19 protein-coding genes and 1 CRISPR repeat array are annotated in these 20,192 nt (G+C 54.2%); of the genes, 12 read left to right on the plus strand and 7 right to left on the minus strand.

Annotated elements, in window-relative coordinates:
* Positions 1-5: 5 nt before the first annotated feature.
* The 12 genes from cas5c to EGM51_01855 all read left to right on the plus strand — a co-directional run bounded on the left by cas5c (position 6) and on the right by EGM51_01855 (position 14,104).
* On the plus strand, positions 6-668 hold the full coding sequence (gene cas5c, locus EGM51_01800) for a type I-C CRISPR-associated protein Cas5 (GenBank protein ID QBG46195.1): 663 nt from the start codon (positions 6-8) through the stop codon (positions 666-668).
* A complete protein-coding gene (gene cas8c, locus EGM51_01805; GenBank protein ID QBG46196.1) occupies positions 665-2,476 on the plus strand; it encodes a type I-C CRISPR-associated protein Cas8c/Csd1 in 1,812 nt (603 codons plus the stop codon). Before cas5c ends, cas8c begins: the two co-directional genes overlap by 4 nt.
* Positions 2,473-3,333, plus strand: a complete 861-nt coding sequence (cas7c, locus tag EGM51_01810; GenBank protein ID QBG46197.1) for a type I-C CRISPR-associated protein Cas7/Csd2 — start codon at positions 2,473-2,475, stop codon at positions 3,331-3,333. The genes cas8c and cas7c overlap by 4 nt, the downstream gene beginning before the upstream one ends.
* 117 nt (positions 3,334-3,450) lie before the next feature.
* Positions 3,451-3,960, plus strand: a complete 510-nt coding sequence (locus tag EGM51_01815) for a four helix bundle protein (protein QBG46198.1) — start codon at positions 3,451-3,453, stop codon at positions 3,958-3,960.
* Positions 3,960-4,571 (plus strand): CRISPR-associated protein Cas4, encoded by a 612-nt coding sequence (gene cas4, locus EGM51_01820; GenBank protein ID QBG46199.1) that lies wholly within the window; start codon positions 3,960-3,962, stop codon positions 4,569-4,571. The genes EGM51_01815 and cas4 overlap by 1 nt, the downstream gene beginning before the upstream one ends.
* A gap of 30 nt (positions 4,572-4,601) precedes the next feature.
* Complete coding sequence (gene cas1c / locus EGM51_01825; protein QBG46200.1) at positions 4,602-5,624, plus strand: type I-C CRISPR-associated endonuclease Cas1; 1,023 nt, start codon at positions 4,602-4,604, stop codon at positions 5,622-5,624.
* Between the two features lie 48 nt (positions 5,625-5,672).
* Positions 5,673-5,966 (plus strand): CRISPR-associated endonuclease Cas2, encoded by a 294-nt coding sequence (cas2, locus tag EGM51_01830; protein QBG46201.1) that lies wholly within the window; start codon positions 5,673-5,675, stop codon positions 5,964-5,966.
* Positions 5,967-6,145: 179 nt separating this feature from the next.
* Positions 6,146-9,847: direct repeats of the CRISPR family, unit length 33 nt; unit sequence GTCGCGCCCCACGCGGGGCGCGTGGATTGAAAC.
* A 120-nt stretch (positions 9,848-9,967) separates the two neighbouring features.
* Entirely contained in the window at positions 9,968-10,861 is an 894-nt protein-coding gene (locus EGM51_01835) for a D-alanine--D-alanine ligase (GenBank protein ID QBG46202.1), read from the plus strand.
* Positions 10,861-11,727, plus strand: coding sequence for an FtsQ-type POTRA domain-containing protein (locus EGM51_01840; GenBank protein QBG46203.1), 867 nt, complete (start codon positions 10,861-10,863; stop codon positions 11,725-11,727). Before EGM51_01835 ends, EGM51_01840 begins: the two co-directional genes overlap by 1 nt.
* 10 nt (positions 11,728-11,737) lie before the next feature.
* Complete coding sequence (ftsA, locus tag EGM51_01845; GenBank protein ID QBG46204.1) at positions 11,738-12,964, plus strand: cell division protein FtsA; 1,227 nt, start codon at positions 11,738-11,740, stop codon at positions 12,962-12,964.
* Complete coding sequence (locus tag EGM51_01850; GenBank protein ID QBG46205.1) at positions 12,957-13,307, plus strand: hypothetical protein; 351 nt, start codon at positions 12,957-12,959, stop codon at positions 13,305-13,307. Before ftsA ends, EGM51_01850 begins: the two co-directional genes overlap by 8 nt.
* Positions 13,298-14,104, plus strand: a complete 807-nt coding sequence (locus EGM51_01855) for a hypothetical protein (GenBank protein ID QBG46206.1) — start codon at positions 13,298-13,300, stop codon at positions 14,102-14,104. The genes EGM51_01850 and EGM51_01855 overlap by 10 nt, the downstream gene beginning before the upstream one ends.
* Positions 14,105-14,237: 133 nt before the next feature.
* On the opposite strand, the gene EGM51_01860 is transcribed toward EGM51_01855, so the two are convergent.
* The 7 genes from EGM51_01860 to EGM51_01890 are packed head-to-tail and all read right to left on the minus strand — an operon-like array spanning position 14,238 to position 20,189.
* The gene (locus EGM51_01860; GenBank protein QBG46207.1) at positions 14,238-14,861 is read right to left on the minus strand and encodes an MBL fold metallo-hydrolase; all 624 of its coding nucleotides are present in this window, start codon (positions 14,859-14,861) and stop codon (positions 14,238-14,240) included.
* On the minus strand, positions 14,858-15,421 hold the full coding sequence (locus EGM51_01865) for a hypothetical protein (protein ID QBG46208.1): 564 nt from the start codon (positions 15,419-15,421) through the stop codon (positions 14,858-14,860). The genes EGM51_01860 and EGM51_01865 overlap by 4 nt, the downstream gene beginning before the upstream one ends.
* Entirely contained in the window at positions 15,418-16,785 is a 1,368-nt protein-coding gene (locus EGM51_01870) for a hypothetical protein (GenBank protein QBG46209.1), read from the minus strand. Before EGM51_01870 ends, EGM51_01865 begins: the two co-directional genes overlap by 4 nt.
* Positions 16,786-16,801: 16 nt before the next feature.
* Positions 16,802-17,815 carry a hypothetical protein gene (locus EGM51_01875; GenBank protein QBG46210.1) on the minus strand — a complete coding sequence of 338 codons (1,014 nt, stop codon included), beginning with the start codon at positions 17,813-17,815 and terminating at the stop codon, positions 16,802-16,804.
* A gap of 4 nt (positions 17,816-17,819) precedes the next feature.
* Positions 17,820-18,569, minus strand: coding sequence for a prepilin-type N-terminal cleavage/methylation domain-containing protein (locus EGM51_01880; protein QBG46211.1), 750 nt, complete (start codon positions 18,567-18,569; stop codon positions 17,820-17,822).
* The gene (locus tag EGM51_01885; GenBank protein ID QBG46212.1) at positions 18,529-18,993 is read right to left on the minus strand and encodes a prepilin-type N-terminal cleavage/methylation domain-containing protein; all 465 of its coding nucleotides are present in this window, start codon (positions 18,991-18,993) and stop codon (positions 18,529-18,531) included. The genes EGM51_01880 and EGM51_01885 overlap by 41 nt, the downstream gene beginning before the upstream one ends.
* Before the next feature lie 20 nt (positions 18,994-19,013).
* Entirely contained in the window at positions 19,014-20,189 is a 1,176-nt protein-coding gene (locus EGM51_01890) for a M20/M25/M40 family metallo-hydrolase (protein QBG46213.1), read from the minus strand.
* Positions 20,190-20,192 lie beyond the last annotated feature (3 nt).

Genomic DNA, 20,192 nt, shown 5'->3' on the forward strand with positions numbered 1-20,192 from the left:
TGACGATGAAGAAAAGTAAACCCTTCCGGTTGCGAGTGAGCGGCGAAAACGCCTGCTTCACCCGCCCGGAAATGAAAGTGGAACGCGTGTCGTATGATGTGATTACGCCATCGGCGGCGCGCGGTATTTTCGAAGCGATTCTGTGGAAGCCCGCGATCCAGTGGAATATTCGGCAGATCGATGTGCTTAAACCGGTGAAGTGGGAATCGGTGCGGCGCAATGAAGTGGGAAAAAAGATGGGTAAGCCCTCAGCGGCTCATATGACGGGCGGACGGCATAAGCCGTTGGAACTCAGTGTTGAAAAGGAGCGCCAGCAACGCGCAGGCCTTTTTCTGAAACATGTTGAATATGTGCTTCATGCTGACTTTGAAATGACTGCAAAGGCAGGCGCTGACGATACGGTGACTAAATTCGAGCAGATGTTTTTGCGGCGGGCGTTGCAGGGCCAATGTTTTCAACAGCCCTATTTCGGATGTCGCGAATTTCCGGTCGACTTCGAATTGATTGGGTTGAAGGATGAACTGCCTGAGCCAATTCAGGAAACACGCGATTTGGGGTGGATGCTCTATGATTTGGATTATCGCGGAAAAGAGCCGATGCCTCAGTTCTTTCATGCACAACTTGTGAACGGATCTCTGGATCTGCGGGATGTGGAGGTGCGGTCATGATTCTGCAGGCGTTGGCTCAATATTACGATCGGCTGCTGCATGATCCGAACATCAATATCGCTCCTCTGGGGTTTGAGCAGAAGAAGATTGATTTTTTAATTCTGCTTACAGAAGAGGGGGCCTTCAGTGCTCTTTGGGATTTGCGGGAAGGAACTGGAAAAAAGAAGCAGGGCCGAATGACGCGTGTTCCAAAGGGCGTCAAGCGGACTGTCGGAGTCGAGGCGAATCTGTTATGGGACACTGCACCCTATGCGTTGGGCCATTTGTTGCGCTCCGATAAGAAAGCGAAGTTGGCCTATCGCGGCAAGGGCGCTGTAAAGCGGCTTGACCTCTCCAAATCCAAAAAAGAGCTGGCGAAGATGAAAGCGCGCCTGCCCAAACAATACGCGGCTTTTGTTGAGAAAATTGAAAAAAACTTTGAATACTGTGACGACGCCGGCATTCGGGCGGTATTGGCTTTTTTGCGAATCGCGGAATTTGATGCATTATTCGCACATCCGCTGTGGCAGGAAGTGGAAGCGAGTGGGGGAAATCTGACCTTCGCGCTTGAAGATGGTGAGATGATTTGTCAACGCCCGGCGGTGGTTCGGTCGATTGTTGAGCAGGCGAAACCGTCTACAGGCGGGCAGGTGTGTGCCGTGCGGGGCGAACCCGATGAACTGGCGGAGTTGCATACGGCCATCAAAGGGGTGTGGGGCGCACAATCATCCGGAGCCAACATTGTTTCGTTCAATTTGGATGCCGTGAGTTCGTTCGGGAAAAAGCAGGGGCATAATGCACCGATAGGGAAGCAGGCGGAATTTGCCTATACCACTGCGCTTAATTATCTGTTGGCGAGCGACCGGCAGCGGATGCAGGTGGGCGACGCAAGTACCGTTTTCTGGGCAAGAGATCCCTCGGATTTCGAACAGACCTTTATTTCCTGTTTTGAACAGCCCAAAAAAGGCGAAGAAGCAGTGAAGTACGATAAAATCCGTTCCCTGCTTCGTTCAGTCAAAAGCGGTGTTCCGGCGGAGGATGAGACGCATCCCTTTTATGTATTGGGTCTCGCTCCCAATGCAGCTCGTATTTCGATTCGGTTTTGGTATGAAGGTAATTTGAAGCAGATCAAAGAGCGCGTGGCTCGTTTCTTCGAAGAAATTGAAATGGTTCGATCTAAACGGGATCCCGAGTTTCTTTCACTCTTACAACTGCTCAGCTCCACCGCTATGGAAGGGAAGATCGATAATCTGCCGCCGAATATTGCAGGTGATTTTGCGCGTGCAGTTTTCATGGGTGGAAATTATCCGCGTACGCTGCTTTCGAACGCGGTTCGACGCTGCAAGGCGGAGCAGCGCGTTACATACGCACGGGTTTCAATCATTAAGGCGTGTTTAGTACGAAACGCGCAGTTTTCAAATTTAACTAACCAGGAGGTCTCAGTGGCATTGGATAAAACATATGACGACATGGGCTATGTGTTGGGGCGCTTATTTGCTGTGCTCGAACGTATTCAGGAGAAAGCGCAACCGGGGATTAATAAAACGATTCGGGATACCTATTTCGGCGCCGCGACCAGTTCTCCGCAGATCACATTTAAACGATTGGATGAACTGTCGATTCATCATCTCGCGAAGATTCGTAACGGCGGGCAGCCCATTGTGTGGTACGAGCGTTTGAAGCAGGAAGTTTACGCCCTGATTCCCGCATCAGGAATCCGTAACCAGTTGACCCTGGAGGAGCAGGCCCGTTTTGCGGTGGGCTACTATCACCAGCGGCAGGATTTTTTTAAAGGTAAAGAAACAGAAGAGACAGGAGAAGAAGTATGAGTGAATTGATTAAAAATAGGTATGAATTTGTACTGCTGTTTGACGTGAAAGACGGAAATCCTAATGGCGATCCGGACGCGGGCAATCTGCCGCGCGTCGATCCGGAAACAGGCAATGGCCTGGTTACGGATGTTTGCCTGAAAAGAAAAGTACGCAACTATATTCAGCTGACGCAGGGCGATAAGCCGGAGATGAAAATCTTCATTAAGGAAAAGGGCATTCTCAATACGATGATCGATGCTGCGCATGAAGATGATTTCGTGGCAAATAAGGAAAAGGCGGGCGATAAAACCGAGGCGGCCCGTCTGTTCATGTGCAGAAACTATTTTGATGTCCGGACCTTTGGTGCCGTCATGAGCACCGGGAAGAATGCCGGACAGGTGCGCGGCCCGGTTCAACTGGGATTTGCCCGCAGTAAGGATCGTATTTTTACCGGAGAGCACACCATCACACGCATGGCGGTTGCGACGGAGGCTGAGGCCGAAAAACAGAAGGGCGACAACCGAACCATGGGCCGCAAGTTTACCATTCCTTACGGCCTCTACGAAGTGCATGGCTTTATCTCTGCGCCGTTGGCGAAGCAGACCGGATTTTCCGAGGAGGACCTTGAACTGTTCTGGAATGCGCTGATTAATATGTTCGATCACGACCGCTCCGCCGCGCGGGGCGAGATGGCTCCCCAGAAGCTGATCGTTTTCAAGCACGCTTCCGAACTCGGCAATGCACCTGCGCAGAAGCTGTTTAATCTGGTGAAGGTGGAAAAGAACTGTGGCGAAAGACCGCCGCGTTCGTTTGCAGACTATGATGTGAAAATCGGTGAGGCACCCGAAGGCGTGGATCTGATTGAAATGCTGTGACGCCAGTCGTGCGGCTGGCGATCTGAAATATAAAATTTGAAATCTGATATCCCGCTCGGCGGGTGTGAAATCTCAGATCTGAACGTTGAAATCCCATAAAGCGGGGTGGAGCGACTGATGAAATATGAGAATTTCGAGGATGTTCCGGTTTGGCGGGATGGAATCAAGTTGACGGTTAAGGTGTTTGAGGTGACGCGCGATTCATCCTTTCGCGGACAGGGGGATATTGCCAATCAGATTCAACGTGCGGCACTGTCGGTTCCGAATAATATTGCCGAAGGCTTCGAACGGGGCACGACGTCGGAGCTGTTGCAGTTTCTCTATTATGCCAAGGGATCTGCCGGGGAGGTGCGTTCGATCTGTCATGTCATCGAAAGAATTAAGGTCTTCGGCCATTTGAAATCTCAGATTTCAGATTTAAAATCGCTGGCGAGAAATATTTCTCGCCAGCTCGGCGGCTGGGCCTTTTCGCTGCAGGAGTCGGATATTAAGGGCACGCGGCATATGACGGAAAAGTCGAAGAGGATCTATCAGCAGAAAGACAAGGCGCAGGCATTTATGGCTGATTTAAAAAAACAGCACGAAGAGCGGTTGGAGCAAATGAAGCGGGAGCGGGGAGGGGGGTAATGTTTTCCGATTCCGATCTCCTCCCGCTCTCGGCGCTGCAGCATTTCATCTACTGTCCGCGCCAGTGTGCATTGATCCATCTGGAGCAGCAGTGGAAGGAAAACCGTTTTACGGCCGAGGGTCGTGCGCAGCATGATCGGGTGGATCGGCCGGAGCATGAAACTCGCGACGGTATCCGCTACGAATATGCTACGTTGTTGCGTTCTCTGAAGCTGGGTCTCATTGGTAAGGCTGATGTGATTGAATTTCATGCCGACAAAGTCTATCCCGTTGAGCACAAACGCGGTCGCCCGAAACCGACGCATTGCGACTGGGTTCAGCTTTGTGCGCAGGCTCTCTGTCTGGAGGAAATGCTGGATGTGGAGATTCCGGAAGGCGCGATTTTCTACGGTCAGCCGCGTCGCAGACAGCCGGTGGAATTTACGCCGGAGCTGAGGAGCGAAACCGTGCAGACGGCAAAGGCGCTGCATGCGTTGATGGTGTCCGGGAAAACACCGCCTGCCGTATATGAAAAAAAGAAATGCGATGCCTGTTCGCTGTACGAAATCTGCATGCCGCAAGCGCATCGGCCTGTAGCAAGCTACTTGGCCAATGCACTATCTCAAAGCTGAAATTTCATCTCTCAAATCGCCGGAGGCATCATGAAAAAACATCTCAACACCCTCTACGTCACCACCCAGAATGCTTATCTGCATAAAGAAGGGCAAAGTGTGGTGGTAAACGTGGAGAAAGAGGCCCGGTTGCGTATTCCGGTGCATACGCTCGATGGCATCGTCTGTTTCGGTGCGGTTTCGATGAGCCCTTTTCTGATGCATCACTGCGCGGAAAACCATGTGGCGGTTTCATTTCTTTCAGAATACGGGAAATTTCTGGCCCGTATTCAGGGTCCGGTTTCGGGCAACGTGCTGCTACGGCGTGAGCAATACCGTGTGGCCGATATTCCGGAACGGGCGGCAGATATTGCACGTCATATACTCATTGGAAAAATTGCCAACGCCCGGGCTGTTCTTCGCCGTGCTATGCGGGATCATGGGGACAATCGGGAACTGAAAACCGCAGAATGCCGGACGACTCAGTATCTGCGCCGGTTGGAATCGCCAATGTTGATAGAAGAGCTGCGTGGAAACGAAGGTGAAGCGGCGGCATCTTACTTTTCCGCTTTTCCGCAACTGGTTACCGTGAAGAGCGAGGCGTTTCAGTTCAGTGGACGCAATCGCCGGCCGCCGACGGATCCGGTCAATGCCATGCTTTCGTTTGCTTATACGCTGCTGGTGCATGACTGTCGTTCGGCGCTGGAAGGCGTCGGGCTCGATCCCTGTGTGGGCTTTCTGCACAGCGACCGTCCCGGTCGGCCCAGCCTTGCTCTGGACCTGATGGAGGAGTTTCGTGCCTTTCTGGCGGATCGGGTCGTGTTATCGCTCATCAACCGCCGTCAAATCCAGGCAAAAGACTTCAATGACTCCGCCGGCGGCGCGGTGACCATGTCCGATTCTGCCCGCAGAACCCTGCTCGGGGCCTGGCAGAAGCGGAAACAGGAAGAGATCACTCATCCTTATCTGGAGGAAAAATGCAAAATCGGACTGCTTCCGCATCTGCAGGCACAGCTCTTGGTCCGTTATCTGCGCGGAGACCTGGAAGCCTACCCGCCGTTTATCTGGCGATAAAGAATATGAAAAATAAAATTTCAGATTTGAAACAACCCGGAGGGCCTTATGCTTGTTCTTATCACCTACGATGTATCCACTCTCAATAAAGCCGGACAGCGGAGGCTTTCCCGGATCGCCAAAACCTGCCTCGACTACGGTCAGCGTGTCCAGAACTCTGTTTTTGAATGTCTGGTCGAACCCGCCCAGTGGACGTCGTTGCGGGCGGAACTTCTCAGACTCTACAGCCCTGAAGAGGATTCACTCCGGTTCTATTTTCTCGGGAAAAACTGGGAGAACAGAGTGGAACACCATGGCACCAAAGAAACGCTCAATCTGGAAAGCGGAACACTGATTATCTGATTGTGCGAACCTTAAGTTTACACTGAAATACCGGCAGGTTCGCCGAGGACATAATGCTTTTATTGTTAAGGTGTTGTGTGTTTTTGCTCTTTGAAATATGAATAGTTGAACTGTTTTGAGAAGACGTTCGCGGAAAACCGGATATCGACACCGGCGAATCAACAGGATAGAAAGAAACCGTCGCGCCCCACGCGGGGCGCGTGGATTGAAACAAACAGCATGTGCTTGACCATCGTGCGGTTGAGTCGCGCCCCACGCGGGGCGCGTGGATTGAAACCAGCGGCGGGATGGATAGACGCTCCGTCGGCAAGTCGCGCCCCACGCGGGGCGCGTGGATTGAAACACCGCTACACCGTTCTGACAAAACACCTGAAGTGTCGCGCCCCACGCGGGGCGCGTGGATTGAAACAAGTACCGGATGGAATTTGAAGAGTTCGTGCCGGGTCGCGCCCCACGCGGGGCGCGTGGATTGAAACAACGTCACCGATGAAAAACGAACCATTGAGACCGTCGCGCCCCACGCGGGGCGCGTGGATTGAAACATCTGGCGCATGCGCTGTATACCGAGTCCGGGGTGTCGCGCCCCACGCGGGGCGCGTGGATTGAAACGATACCATGCCGGCCGAAGCCGTTAACCCTTATGTCGCGCCCCACGCGGGGCGCGTGGATTGAAACCGGTTATGTATCTGACAGAACTATATACGAAATGTCGCGCCCCACGCGGGGCGCGTGGATTGAAACATGTATATATCGAGCTGCAGGATGAAGCGGGCAAGTCGCGCCCCACGCGGGGCGCGTGGATTGAAACCTTCTGCTGCAGATTGGTTCCATCAGTAAACGGTAAGTCGCGCCCCACGCGGGGCGCGTGGATTGAAACCCATGCCGCTGACACCGAGGGCATGATCGTTTAGTCGCGCCCCACGCGGGGCGCGTGGATTGAAACTGTATCGAAAATACTGCTGTACTCGTTTGAAACGGTCGCGCCCCACGCGGGGCGCGTGGATTGAAACCCACAAAATGCTAAGTGTCTTTGCTGCCATGTTAGTCGCGCCCCACGCGGGGCGCGTGGATTGAAACAAACGGTGCCTCAACCACGGAAACTATGTCTTCGGTCGCGCCCCACGCGGGGCGCGTGGATTGAAACAAGCGCATCTTCAACGCCATCGCAAACCGCAGTGGTCGCGCCCCACGCGGGGCGCGTGGATTGAAACCGCAGAACTTGCAGAAATGCAGGGCAAGCTTGACGTCGCGCCCCACGCGGGGCGCGTGGATTGAAACGTTGCACGCGGAACCGGCGACAATCAGGTTGTTGGTCGCGCCCCACGCGGGGCGCGTGGATTGAAACCGGAGCCGGTTGGCTCTAGGTATCCGATAACTCCGTCGCGCCCCACGCGGGGCGCGTGGATTGAAACTCTGCACCCGCGAAGTGCAGAAATCAATCAAAGAGTCGCGCCCCACGCGGGGCGCGTGGATTGAAACATAAAATGTACGCAATCAAAAATATCAGCTCCGTCGCGCCCCACGCGGGGCGCGTGGATTGAAACAACGTCTTTCACCGGCGCATACAGCCTGAATATGGTCGCGCCCCACGCGGGGCGCGTGGATTGAAACCGGCCAAAGGGCAAGGGGGAATATTCGTTAAGGAGTCGCGCCCCACGCGGGGCGCGTGGATTGAAACCGTCTGGGGCGGTTGGCGGATTTGACGTGGGCTGTCGCGCCCCACGCGGGGCGCGTGGATTGAAACCGTTATATACCCCGAATATTACAGCGTCTACGGCGTCGCGCCCCACGCGGGGCGCGTGGATTGAAACCGGACTGAACCGCGCCTGATAATGCGGATACAAGGTCGCGCCCCACGCGGGGCGCGTGGATTGAAACAGTGTCAGACGTTAATGCAACCGATCCCGCCGGAAGTCGCGCCCCACGCGGGGCGCGTGGATTGAAACGTATGAAAACAGAAGAAATATTGACATTGATTTGTCGCGCCCCACGCGGGGCGCGTGGATTGAAACTCCCCGGCGTTCCCGTGGATTTGATTTTGCGGAAGTCGCGCCCCACGCGGGGCGCGTGGATTGAAACAAACGAAGACCAGAAAGCGGAGGCGATTTATAAGGTCGCGCCCCACGCGGGGCGCGTGGATTGAAACGAGTATTACGAAGAATTTGAAAAATGGATGGTGAGTCGCGCCCCACGCGGGGCGCGTGGATTGAAACATTGTACTGCCGCTCAATTATCGCCCGGGCACCGTCGCGCCCCACGCGGGGCGCGTGGATTGAAACAGCTCGTCAAGTCCGTCACGGATCTCGGTCGCATGTCGCGCCCCACGCGGGGCGCGTGGATTGAAACACCTCAATCGCACCGTCATCACCGGCGCTGAAGTCGCGCCCCACGCGGGGCGCGTGGATTGAAACTGTTCCAGCAGCCAGGCATCAATGGCCGCCTGAGGTCGCGCCCCACGCGGGGCGCGTGGATTGAAACTCGCCGACATGCTTGTTGTAATACCCGGCAATCGTCGCGCCCCACGCGGGGCGCGTGGATTGAAACCCGGCATCATGGTCCGTCGACGCCGAAGATGACGGTCGCGCCCCACGCGGGGCGCGTGGATTGAAACTAGATCGGCGAGGCGGCGGATTTCGTCGAGGATGGTCGCGCCCCACGCGGGGCGCGTGGATTGAAACAGCTTATCGGCGCAACAAATACGGGGCGTAAATTGTCGCGCCCCACGCGGGGCGCGTGGATTGAAACGGTAAAGGACTTATTAAATCCAATACCGGTACCAGTCGCGCCCCACGCGGGGCGCGTGGATTGAAACGTCGAGTTCGTCGCGCTCGATGCAGGACAGCGGGGTCGCGCCCCACGCGGGGCGCGTGGATTGAAACCGGTAATTTAAGCTCGTAATAATCGCCGGCCGGAGTCGCGCCCCACGCGGGGCGCGTGGATTGAAACCGATCGGCTCCAGCTGCTTGTGTATAATGTGCGGTCGCGCCCCACGCGGGGCGCGTGGATTGAAACATAACCGTCAGGCGGTTGCGGTGATCGATATAGTGTCGCGCCCCACGCGGGGCGCGTGGATTGAAACGACGGCGTCGTAGATACAGGTGAAGGTGATGGTGTCGCGCCCCACGCGGGGCGCGTGGATTGAAACGAGCACTGATCAGGATAGTCCTCAAGGTAACGTGTGTCGCGCCCCACGCGGGGCGCGTGGATTGAAACGTGTCCGCGCATCGTGACCAATGCAGGTTGTCTCGTCGCGCCCCACGCGGGGCGCGTGGATTGAAACTGAATCATTTCTTCGGTCACATCATTCTCTTTCAGTCGCGCCCCACGCGGGGCGCGTGGATTGAAACGACAAAGTCGCCGAATCTGCCCGTAAGGCCGGGTCGCGCCCCACGCGGGGCGCGTGGATTGAAACATGCCCATTAAGAGTCAAATGATTGACCATAGACGTCGCGCCCCACGCGGGGCGCGTGGATTGAAACTGTTTCTTTTGCCGATCCAACCTCTCGCAAACATCGTCGCGCCCCACGCGGGGCGCGTGGATTGAAACGATTGGAGATTACAATGGCTGAATTAAGATGGGGTCGCGCCCCACGCGGGGCGCGTGGATTGAAACTGTGCCAGATACCACCGACTCCTTTTATCTCTGCGTCGCGCCCCACGCGGGGCGCGTGGATTGAAACCTGATGTTGCGGCGGCGACGGCGTCGGCCAGGTCGTCGCGCCCCACGCGGGGCGCGTGGATTGAAACCTGAACAACCGGCGGCGCATTGTTCGCGGCAGTTGTCGCGCCCCACGCGGGGCGCGTGGATTGAAACCTTTGGCCGGATCCGGCATTCCGGCGGTTGCGGCGTCGCGCCCCACGCGGGGCGCGTGGATTGAAATCGCGTTGATCTGGATTTTGAAGATCTTTAGGGAAGAGTATGGTTTGGAACCAGATCTTGAGCTGGTGCGGGGTAAATATTAGAGTGGTTGATTCAGATTCCGGGAAGGAAGGGTCGTGGTATGAGTGAACATGAATTTTCGAGAGTGGCAGTTTTAAAGGGCGGGGTTTCGTCGGAGCGTGGGATTTCGCTGAAGTCGGGGGCGGCGATTGCGCAGGGGCTGCGTGATGGCGGGTATGATGTGACGGAGATTGATATTCAGTCTGAGGATTTTCAGATTCCGGATGGGATTGATGCGGTGTTTGTGGCGCTGCACGGCCGGTTTGGAGAGGATGGCGGTATTCAGCGGAAGCTGGTTGAAATGAAGGTGCCGTTTACGGGTTCGAGTGCGGAGTCGAGCCGTATTTCGTTTGATAAAATCCTGACGCGTAAGGTTCTGGAGCAGCATGGTGTTCCGGTGGCACCGGGTGAGGTGGTGACAACTTTAGAAGGATGGAAAACGGAGGTTCCTCTGGTGGTGAAACCGCCGCGGGAGGGTTCGAGTGTGGGGTGTCATCTGGTATTTGATGAGGCGGATCGGGAGGGGGCTTTTGCGGATGCGCGGCGGTTTTCGGATGAGGTGCTGGTGGAGACGTATATTCCGGGGCGTGAGTTGACCGTTGGGGTGGTGAACGGGCAGGTGCTTCCGGTGGTGGAGATTATTCCGGAGTCGGAGTGGTATGATTTTGAGGCGAAGTATGTAACGGGTGATACGCGTTATGTCTGCCCGGCGGAGCTGGGGGCGGAGATTACGACGGAGCTGCAGACGCTGGCGTTGCGGACTTTCCGGGCATTGGGGGCGGATACGTTCGGGCGGGTGGATTTTCGGCTGTCGTCGGAAAACCGGCCGTATGTGCTGGAGCTGAATGCGATTCCGGGGTTTACGGCGACGAGCCTGCTGCCGAAGGCGGCGGAGGTGGCCGGCATCGGTTTTTCCGAGCTTTGCTGTAGCATCATGGAGCGGGCTCATCTATAGTGCCGGGATTGATTCAGGGGCTGGTTTACATGGCGGCGGTAAAGAAGAAAACAACACGGAAAAAAGCACATTATGTGCGGGCGAAAAAGCGCGGGGTGGATGGTGGAACCCGGGCGCGCCGTACCGTTTCGATTGTTTTTCTGTTATTGGTTGTCGGGGCGATCGGCTACGGTATTTTTTCAGGCTTTAAATGGATCGGTTATAAGCTTTATGCGGGCAATCCGCGTTTTGAAATCCAGCATCTGGAGATCTCCAGCAATGGAAAGCTGAAGGAGGATTTTATCCGCGAAACGACAGGACTTCGTGAGGGGATGAACCTTTGGGAGCTGACGTTCGGGGAGATTGAGGAGAAACTGCTGGGGGTTTCGCAGGTGGAGTCGGTCCGCCTTGAACGTAAGCTGCCGCATACGCTGATTGTGGAGGTGAAGGAGCGCGTGGCTGTTGCCCGGATTGAAGGGGTTAAAAAGCGCGGGCTTCCGTTGCGTGTTGATCGCTATGGCTATATTATGCCGCCTTCGATAAAGTCTAAGGATCTGCCGCTGATCAAGGGACTTGATTCTGAACTTGTTATGGGAGAGCCGGTGGGGGTTACCGATGTGGATACGGCGTTGAAAATTATCGGTACCTGTGAGAGCTCGGGTTATTTGAGGACTTATATCCGGATTGAGACGCTGGACCTGAAATATTCGGACTTTATTGATATGCGGCTGCACGGGGATATCCGTGTGAGGATGCCGCGGTTTTCGCTTAAACCCAAACTGCAGAATCTGGCTACGATAATTAAAATCGCCAATGGCCAGGGGCAGCGGGTGAAGGAAGTTGATTTAACGCTTGATTCGGCCAAAGTGCCGGTGACCTATTATTGACCGGTAAACGATGGCTCTTGACGCAACGGCAGTTCTGGAAATCGGTACAAGTACCGTTCGCACCATGGTGGGCGAGGTGCGGGATGATGATGTGGTGTCGATTATCGGCATCGGTGAAACGCAGGCGCGCGGTATCCGTAAGGGTGAGATTTATAACCGCGATGATGCGATCAAGTGTGTACGCAAAGCGATCAAAGCGGCCGAGGAAAACCGGCGTAAGAGTATTCATTCGATTATGCTGATCACCTCGGGAGGGCAGGCGATGGCCAAAAAGAGCACTGGTTTTCATCGACTGGTGGATCCGCTGGAGAACCGGCTGTCGGAAGTGGATGAGCACGATCTGGAAGAGGTTGTGGAAATCGCACGCAAGGTGGCGTTGCCGGATAACCGCATTAAGCTGCATACGTTGCAGCAGTATTTTCAGCTTGATGATACGGTTAATATCACCAATCCGATTGGTATGGCCGGCGAGGAACTACGGGTGGATATGCTCACGATCCATGCCAAACGCAGTGCTGTGGATAATTTCCGTAAACTGGTGGACGACGCGCCGATAGCCTGCACCGATGCGGTGTTCAGCGGGCTGTGTGCTGCGATAGCGGTGGTGACCGAAGAGCAGAAAAAAGCCGGTGTTCTGGTTATAGATATCGGCGGCGGTACAACGGATTTTACATTGTATCATGACGGTTTCATTCAGGCGGCCGGTTCGTTTGCGGTGGGCGGAGACCATGTGACCAACGATATTTCCGTAGGGCTGCAGATTCCGTTGGGGCAGGCGGAGCTGGTGAAACAGAAGGACGGCAGTGCGCTGACTAATCTGATGGAGCGGGATCATAATATTTCCATTCCTGCGGCGGCCCAGGGCTTCAGTGGGAAAATGGTGCGGGCGGTGACGCTGAATACGATCATTAATGCCCGTATGGAGGAGATTTTCACGTTGGTGAAGGAAGCGGTTGAAGTGCAGTCGCCCAATGTTCCGCTGAGTGCCGGCGTGCTGCTTACCGGTGGAGGTTCATTCCTGAACGGGGCGCGAGATTTGGGACAGAAGGTTTTTAATGTTCCCTGCACGCATGGGAAACCGTTCAATGTACATGGGCTTCCTTCGGCCAAGGATGCGCCGCTTTATGCCTCGCATGTGGGGGCTATCCGTTATGCTGCATCACTTAACCGTCCTGTGGAAAAACGTTCGTTGGGACGAACGCTGCTGAACCTGTTCTGGGGAGGAACTGATGAGTGATCATATGACGGGACCGCATCGGGTCCCGGTTCCCAAGATGCTCGTGATGGGCGTGGGTAGCAGTGGAGCCCGGGCTGTGGCGGCTATGGTTGCTTTAAATCCGGAAATTCAGGCCGTTGCCATCGATACCGACACCAAGGTGCTGGATGCGCTGGGTATGTCGAATATGATCCATGTGGGTGCCACTATTACGCGCGGGCTCAGTTCCGGCGGGGATGTGGAGCTGGGCCGACAATCAATTGAAAAGGATTCTTCCAATATCCGCAAACAGCTCAGGAAGGTTGATCTGCTTGTGATTGTGGCGGGCTGGGCGGCGGAACCGGATCCGGTGCGGTGCCGGTGATTACCCGTATTGCGCGCGAAGCCGGCGCTTTGGTCCTGACGATGGTAACCATGCCCTTCAAATTTGAAGGAGTGAAAATCCGCCGTATTGCAGAGGATACTCTGACGCGTATCCGAACACATTCAGATGCTATTATCCAGATTCAGAATGAGCGTCTAGTGAATCGTTCCGATGCGGAACTTCCGGTGGAACAGGCGTATGCCCGAAGCCATCAGGTGATGATGGATGGAATTTTTTCAATCAGCCGGCTGTTGAACTGTCGCGGCGTGGTGGGGCTGGATTTTGCGTGTATTCATACCATGTTGAGAAACTGCGACGGCTTCTGCCATTTTGCGAGTGCCGACAGTACCGGAGAGGGCCGGGCTGATGCGGTGGTGGAAGCGTTGACCACGCATCGTCTTCTGAATAAGGGACGCATGCTGGAGGCCGCAGAGGGTATTGTGATCGGGCTGACCGGAGGTACAGATCTGAAACTCGTAGAGGTCGATGGAATCCTTTCCAAACTGCAGGAAAAACTTCCGGACGGCGTGTGGATCAATTTCGGGGTGGCTATTGATCCGGCGTTTGAGGGCCGTCTTTCAGCTATTGTTCTGGTGGCTGAAACGTGGAAGGAGCCGCTGGTGGATACTCACCGTCAGCGGGACCTGTTCTATAGGAGCAGCAACCCGGCGCAGGGAGAACTCCTGCTGGAATCTACCGGAAAAGGGGAATTTATTCATACGGATCCGACCATTCACAATAACGAAGATCTGGATGTGCCTACCTACATTCGCAGGGATATCAAACTCCCCAGATAGGCGGAATAAGTACTTGTCAGGTTTATTAACTGTATGGAAATACCTTCGAAGGTGTGGAAATTAATACCGGAAAATATAACAAATATTCAGTATTATTATCACTCCTTCGAAAGTGTTGTGGAAGCAGATGCGTCTACTGCATAAAAAAGTTGCTGGCTTTTTCGTGTCCAATAGTGCTGCTGTCCCCGTGTCCCGGAAAAATCTGAATTTCATCGGGGAGCTGTTTCAGTTTCTTCAGTGAATCTTTCATCTGTTTCGGATTTCCGCCGGGAAGATCGGTGCGTCCGCATGAACCTTTAAACAGGGTATCGCCTGTGAGCATGATTCGGCTTTCAGGAAACAAGAGACAGCATCCCCCGGGTGTGTGGCCAGGTGTTTCCAGGCATTGGAAATGGAGGTCGGCTATGGTGTGATCGGAGGAGCCTTCCAGCCAGTGGATGTCGTCTGTTTCGGGTTTGCGTGGTTTCGGATAGTAGGGTGCGCCCTGATTCCGGTCGTCGAATGCCCATGCCCAGTCTTTGGAATGTACGTAAATGGGTGCGGGATGTCGGTCGTACAAATCCGCCAGCGCATTGATGTGGTCATAGTGTGTATGAGTTAGTACATAGGCGGCGACTTCAAGGCGGTGTTTTTCCAGGCATTGAAGAATATATTCGGCATCGAAGCCGGGGTCAAAAATAAGAGTTTTGTTTTCGGCGTTCCAGATGAGATAGCACATCTCCTGATACGCCCCGGTGGGAATGGGCAGAATATTCATCGGTTTTCGGTAGGGGTATTTTTCGCTCCGCCGGGCTTGCGGGTGTAGACGCAATGAATGACCATATTGCCTTTGAGTTTGCCGGAATTTTTTCCGGCGGGCTGGACGGTCAGAGAACGGACATCGTAACGTACACCCTGTTGCTGAAGTTCGGTCAGAAAGTTAACCAGCGATTCGAGTGTACCATCCCATACACAGTTGATGGGCAGTTCAAAGAGGTCGCCGGTCGGGTTTTCGGAGCGTGGCTGGTTACGGGTAATGTGAAGTCCGTGTCTGCCGGCAATCGAGTTGATGCTTTTCATCAGTTCCGGTGAAACGGAACGCTGTTCAGTATCGAAAACGCGGAGATCCTTCTGGCGTTCGTTGAGTTCCTCGATCCAGTTCTGCTGCATGCGGATACGGGCTTCGTCCAGCAGAATCTGCTGTTTAAGATTTTCAATCTTGGTTTTGTTGGTACGGTGCACCGCCATTTTATTGTGAATAACGATGTAGGTCAGTCCGCCCATAATGAGGGTGAGGGTGGCGACGCCGAGAATCATTTCCCGTTGTGAGATTTTCATGAATTCTCCTCCTGCCGTGAGAGGGGAAGAGTCACCGAGAAGACAGCACGCCGGACGCCTTTTGTGGTTTTTTCAGTCACGGATTCATTTCGTACTCCATCGAACAATTCGGATTTGTTCAGAGTAGCGAAAAAATCGGTAATGATACTTTTATCGCGCCCTGTGCCGCGAAGGGTCACCCCTTTGTCCTTGGAGTAGTTATAAGAGACAAATTCTATATCACCGGCGGGCAGCAGGCGGGTGGCTTCACGCAGGCATTCGAGCGAAGAGTAGGTCCGGTCTGAAGCGGCTTTGAGCTTTTCGAGTTTATTTTTATTCTGTACGGCCTGCGCTGCCAGCGGAGCAATGGCATCCGCCTGCTTCTGTATTGTCGCCAGCTTCATGTCGCGCACTTTGAAGATGCTCAGGAAAATGAGCAGTACCGAGAGCCAGACCGCAGCAATACTTCCGGTCAGAATGGTAAACTGTTTACGCATTCTGCGGTTTTTTTCCTGCTCAAGCCATTCCGCGGGAATCAGCTCAATCCGTGATTCTCCACTGAGCGTCCTGCGCAGAATCCCTTCGGAAAGTGGCGGAAGTTCGGGCAGTGTACTGTTTTCAATCTGTACGCCGGTTTTTTCAGCAAGTTTATTGAGAAAGGGCTGCGGCAGACGTTCGAGCGTCCAGAAATGTATGCTTTCCGGGCCCGGCAGGTCGTATTCGGCATCAAGTGTGGTCAGGGTATAACTGAATTCGTAGACCAGTTCATCAATCACATCGGGATCGTCCGGACTTCCGGTCAACGGACGGAAGGTCAGAGGCTGTCCGTGGTGCAGCACTGCGAGAACGAAGTCGATTCCATCGGCAATTATGATCATTTCGCAGTCGCTGCCGGTCAGGCGGTTTTCATGCTGCAGCAGATCCAGCCAGCCGAGAATCCGTGCATCGATGCTGTGAATGCGTGTTCCGTATTTTTCAAATACCTCACCGATGCGATTAATCTGTTCGCGCCGTACGGCGGCCATCAGTACCCGGGAAGTATCGGATCCGACGCTGAGTGTTTCGTGGGAGACCGCAAGCAGATCAATCGGGAAGGGCGAAATTTTATCGACCTGAAACCCGACCATATCGGCCACTTCGGCCGGATCGGCAGAGGGAAATTCCATGGTACGCATCAGCAGATCGGAGGCCCGCAGGGCGATCGTGACTTCGCCTTTCAAGTGGTTCGATAGATTCGGGAACTCGTCGGTCTCAGGCTGCTCCGCTGTAAGGGCCTCCGGCAGATCGATATCCAGCCGGTTCTGACTGACCGGTTCGGTACCTTCCTGCGAAATCTTCACAGAGGTCCATTCAATTCCATCGGGTGTGCGGCATACCGCTGTCACCGTTTTTTCCCGGAACTTATTTATTTTGCTTAACAGGTCCTTCATTCCAGTAAACTACTACGGAGTCCTTGCTTTTCATGAGGAAGATTGCCTCGATCTGATATTGCTGACCGTAAATATCTCCCACAGACGTTACCTTCACAAAACTACTTTGCAATTTAAATTTGCCGGGATCGGCACCCACCTGTTCCAGCGAACGAATGCCGTCATCAAGCGTGCCCGCTTCCATATCCTCGCCCATGCGTGCTTCGAATACACTTTCGAGCTCCCAGTCCTCGTATTCCGAGAAGCTGAGCAGCAGGTCTTCCGAAGCCGTATTCAGATTGACTTTTCCGTCGCCCCAGACGGTGAGAATGTCATAAATGCCGAAAATTTCGTCACTTTCCTCGTCGGCCGGCTTGCCGTAAAGAATTTCAGGGCCCCAGTTTTTGATGAGCAGCAGTTCCTCGACGCTGTCAAGCGGGCCGTTTTTTACCGGGTAGCCGGCCTCCTGATAGAAAGGGTCGTCGGATTCAGCGCCATTGAGCTGATGATCGTCACTGGTATCGGTCCAGTCGATCAGACAGTCGATCATGGCATCCCAGTCGGTATTGGGAATATTTGCCATCTCGAAAATATCCAGCCACTGATCCCGGGTTAAAAGATTCACATTACGGCCTGCCTCGGCGGATTCGATTCTGATGGTGAACTGACTGCCGTCATCGAACGGAATTGTACGGTTTACTGCCAGGCCGCGCTGGACAAAAAGGGCATCCTGCATGAAGCCGTTTTTGTCCTCGTCCAGATCCTCGATTTCGAGCTGTTTGGCTTTGGCCTGCTCATCGAGGATGGCCCGGGCATATTCCAGTCCTGAGTGGGCCATCATTTCCGCACGCCACTTTTTACGTTTATGCGAAACCAGCATGGCCTCCAGATTGACCTCAAACGAAAATGATCCGACGATAAGCCCTAGAATCATCAGCACCATAATGGCCACCAGCAACGCCGCGCCTTCCTGTTGTGTTTTCAGATGGTTGATTGGTTTCAGCATCAGACTATTTCAGGGATGGACCTGTGATTTTATCCTGTACCGATTCCGCCACGGGGATTTCCAGTACACGCATGAAAGGTATGGGATCTTCATCTTCATCGTCGGAGGCGACATAAACGGTGATCTGAATCCGCTCCGGTACGGAGTTCTCCTTTTCCCATTCTTCGGTCCATTCCTCATTTTCAAAATCCCAGACCAGGATTTCCAATCCCTGTACGGCTGAGGAGACCAGAATCGGTTCGGCGTCAAATTCACTTTCTTCGTCTTCAACATCGGGAACCGCCGGCATTGCTGTTGCAAACAGAGCTGGAGCCCCGGATTCCTCGTCGATATATATTCTGAGCCGGTGCGGTCCGCGGGCAAAGGGTGAATCGTAGGGCATCATCGCTCCGCTGGAAGTTACAAAGCTGATGGAGTCCGCCGGCAGACCGCCCGAGGAATCTTTTTCGAAAGTAAACGCATAGGTTTTCCGAGGGTTGAAAAAATAGATGGTTGAGTTCAGGGCGGCTTTGATCTGCTGCATGGCGAAGTCGCCATGTTTGATTCCATCCATCACCTCAATTCCGCGTTTCCAGCCACGTACGGTGCCGCTGAAGGCCTGAAAGGCGATGGACATGGCAATCACCAGCAGCGTCAGCGCCACCAGTAATTCCAACAGGGTGAACCCTCGGCATTTATTCAGATGGATGATTTCCGGTTTCACTGTTCTGGTTTCAGTTGGTCTGGCTGGTAACCACTTCGGCGTTCGGGGCATAACGGAACATGGTGATTTCTTCAAAAGCGGCGCGGCCTTTTTCCGACCAGGTCACCCGCAGGGTTTCGAGAAAAAGGCCGGGGCGCTCCTCTTCATCGAAAAACTTAATTTCACGGAACCAGGTATAGCCCTCCACGTCTTCAAATTCGCCTTCTTCGGTCATTTCTTCCACATCGACTTCTTCAATCGGATAAAGCATATCAATCTGCTGAATCAGACCGCGGGCCACATCGCGGTTACGCGCCGTTCGAACTACGGAAAGGCACTGCGACATCGCGGTCATCAGTGCCGAAACGCCGACGCTGAGGATCACCAGGGCCAGCAGGACTTCGACTAAAGTAAGTCCCGATTTGGATTTGTGAGCATGCTTCATAAAGACCACCGGAATCATCCCAATTTGACGGGATGATATAAAGACAAACATGCACTGGTTTTTATTACCTGTTATTCGCGGTTTGCTGAAAGTGCCGCAATCTGCAGCAGCACATTACAGACCGAGAGGTATTCCTGGATGTCCACATATTCCTCCACCTGATGGAATTTATGCGAACCGGTGCCGAGGGTGACGGTCGGGAGTCCTTTTTCGTTAAAATTATTGGCATCCAGTCCGGCGTCCATGATCAGCGGCTGCGGTTCCAGACCGGCCTGTTTTACGGCCTGGGAGGCAATCTGTACGCAGGGTTCGGATTTTTTCAGTTTGAAGGCGTTGTAATCCGAAAGAACCGACCACTTGATCCGCCCGCACTTTCCCTGCTCGTTGGTTACGCTTTCGGCCGCTTTTTCAAAGTTCTCTCTGTAAACGCTGATAATCTGTTTCAGAAAGGCAGGGCTGTGGCTGCGGCACTCGCCGGTCAGGATACAGCGATCCATCACCTGGTTATTCGCCTCACCGCCCTGAATCGTTCCCAGATTCGACGTGCCGGTTCGGCTGCCTTTCACAATTCTGCCGAAATATCCCTTCTCTGCAATACGAGCGATGGCCTTCGAAGCGATCAGTCCGGCAGAAATGCCCTTTTCGGGTTCGAGTCCGGCGTGGGTGGAAATGCCGGTAATTTCCGCCGTCCAGCGCACAGCGCTCATGGCGCCGATAACGATTTCATTTGGAAACTGTCCGTCCAGATTAAAACCCATTTCAGGTTCCCCGAGATCCGAGAAACGCACCATGCGTGAGCCGTGCAGGCCGTTTTCCTCGGCAATCGGAAAAAGAAAGGTGGTCGGCGGGTGGGGGAGGCGGTTTTTCAGCAGCGTTTCGCACAGGGTTACGATGGCCGCACAACCGGAGCGATCATCTCCGCCCAGGCCGGTATTGCCTTTAGCCACGATGCGGTTGCCTTTGACAACCGGTACGGAGCCTTTGCAGAGCGGAACGGTATCCATGTGGGCTGAAAACATAATCCGCGGTGCATTTGCCGTACCCGGCAGTTTTACAATCAGGTTGCCGGTTTCAAAACCGTCGCCCAGTCGTTTGTGGGCATCATCGGTTTTAATCCAGGCTTTTCTGCAACCGGCCGCCAGCAGTTTTTCCGTAATGGCCTTGACCACTTCGGTTTCCTGTCCAGTCGGCCCTTCAACCGCAAGCAGATCCATCAGGTGTTCCATGGCCCGTTCTTTATCAATCATGAC

This window comes from Verrucomicrobia bacterium S94 (assembly GCA_004299845.1).
Taxonomy (GTDB): Bacteria; Verrucomicrobiota; Kiritimatiellia; order Kiritimatiellales; family Pontiellaceae; genus Pontiella.

What these genes read in the sequence shown, in the direction of transcription:
- cas5c (QBG46195.1), top strand. Translation starts at nt 6, where the DNA reads ATGAAGAAAAGTAAACCCTTCCGGTTGCGAGTGAGCGGCGAAAACGCC.
- cas8c (QBG46196.1), top strand. Translation starts at nt 665, where the DNA reads ATGATTCTGCAGGCGTTGGCTCAATATTACGATCGGCTGCTGCATGAT.
- cas7c (QBG46197.1), top strand. Translation starts at nt 2,473, where the DNA reads ATGAGTGAATTGATTAAAAATAGGTATGAATTTGTACTGCTGTTTGAC.
- EGM51_01815 (QBG46198.1), top strand. Translation starts at nt 3,451, where the DNA reads ATGAAATATGAGAATTTCGAGGATGTTCCGGTTTGGCGGGATGGAATC.
- cas4 (QBG46199.1), top strand. Translation starts at nt 3,960, where the DNA reads ATGTTTTCCGATTCCGATCTCCTCCCGCTCTCGGCGCTGCAGCATTTC.
- cas1c (QBG46200.1), top strand. Translation starts at nt 4,602, where the DNA reads ATGAAAAAACATCTCAACACCCTCTACGTCACCACCCAGAATGCTTAT.
- cas2 (QBG46201.1), top strand. Translation starts at nt 5,673, where the DNA reads ATGCTTGTTCTTATCACCTACGATGTATCCACTCTCAATAAAGCCGGA.
- EGM51_01835 (QBG46202.1), top strand. Translation starts at nt 9,968, where the DNA reads ATGAGTGAACATGAATTTTCGAGAGTGGCAGTTTTAAAGGGCGGGGTT.
- ftsA (QBG46204.1), top strand. Translation starts at nt 11,738, where the DNA reads ATGGCTCTTGACGCAACGGCAGTTCTGGAAATCGGTACAAGTACCGTT.
- EGM51_01850 (QBG46205.1), top strand. Translation starts at nt 12,957, where the DNA reads ATGAGTGATCATATGACGGGACCGCATCGGGTCCCGGTTCCCAAGATG.
- EGM51_01860 (QBG46207.1), bottom strand. Translation starts at nt 14,861, where the DNA reads ATGAATATTCTGCCCATTCCCACCGGGGCGTATCAGGAGATGTGCTAT.
- EGM51_01865 (QBG46208.1), bottom strand. Translation starts at nt 15,421, where the DNA reads ATGAAAATCTCACAACGGGAAATGATTCTCGGCGTCGCCACCCTCACC.
- EGM51_01875 (QBG46210.1), bottom strand. Translation starts at nt 17,815, where the DNA reads ATGCTGAAACCAATCAACCATCTGAAAACACAACAGGAAGGCGCGGCG.
- EGM51_01880 (QBG46211.1), bottom strand. Translation starts at nt 18,569, where the DNA reads ATGCCCCGAACGCCGAAGTGGTTACCAGCCAGACCAACTGAAACCAGA.
- EGM51_01885 (QBG46212.1), bottom strand. Translation starts at nt 18,993, where the DNA reads ATGTTTGTCTTTATATCATCCCGTCAAATTGGGATGATTCCGGTGGTC.
- EGM51_01890 (QBG46213.1), bottom strand. Translation starts at nt 20,189, where the DNA reads ATGATTGATAAAGAACGGGCCATGGAACACCTGATGGATCTGCTTGCG.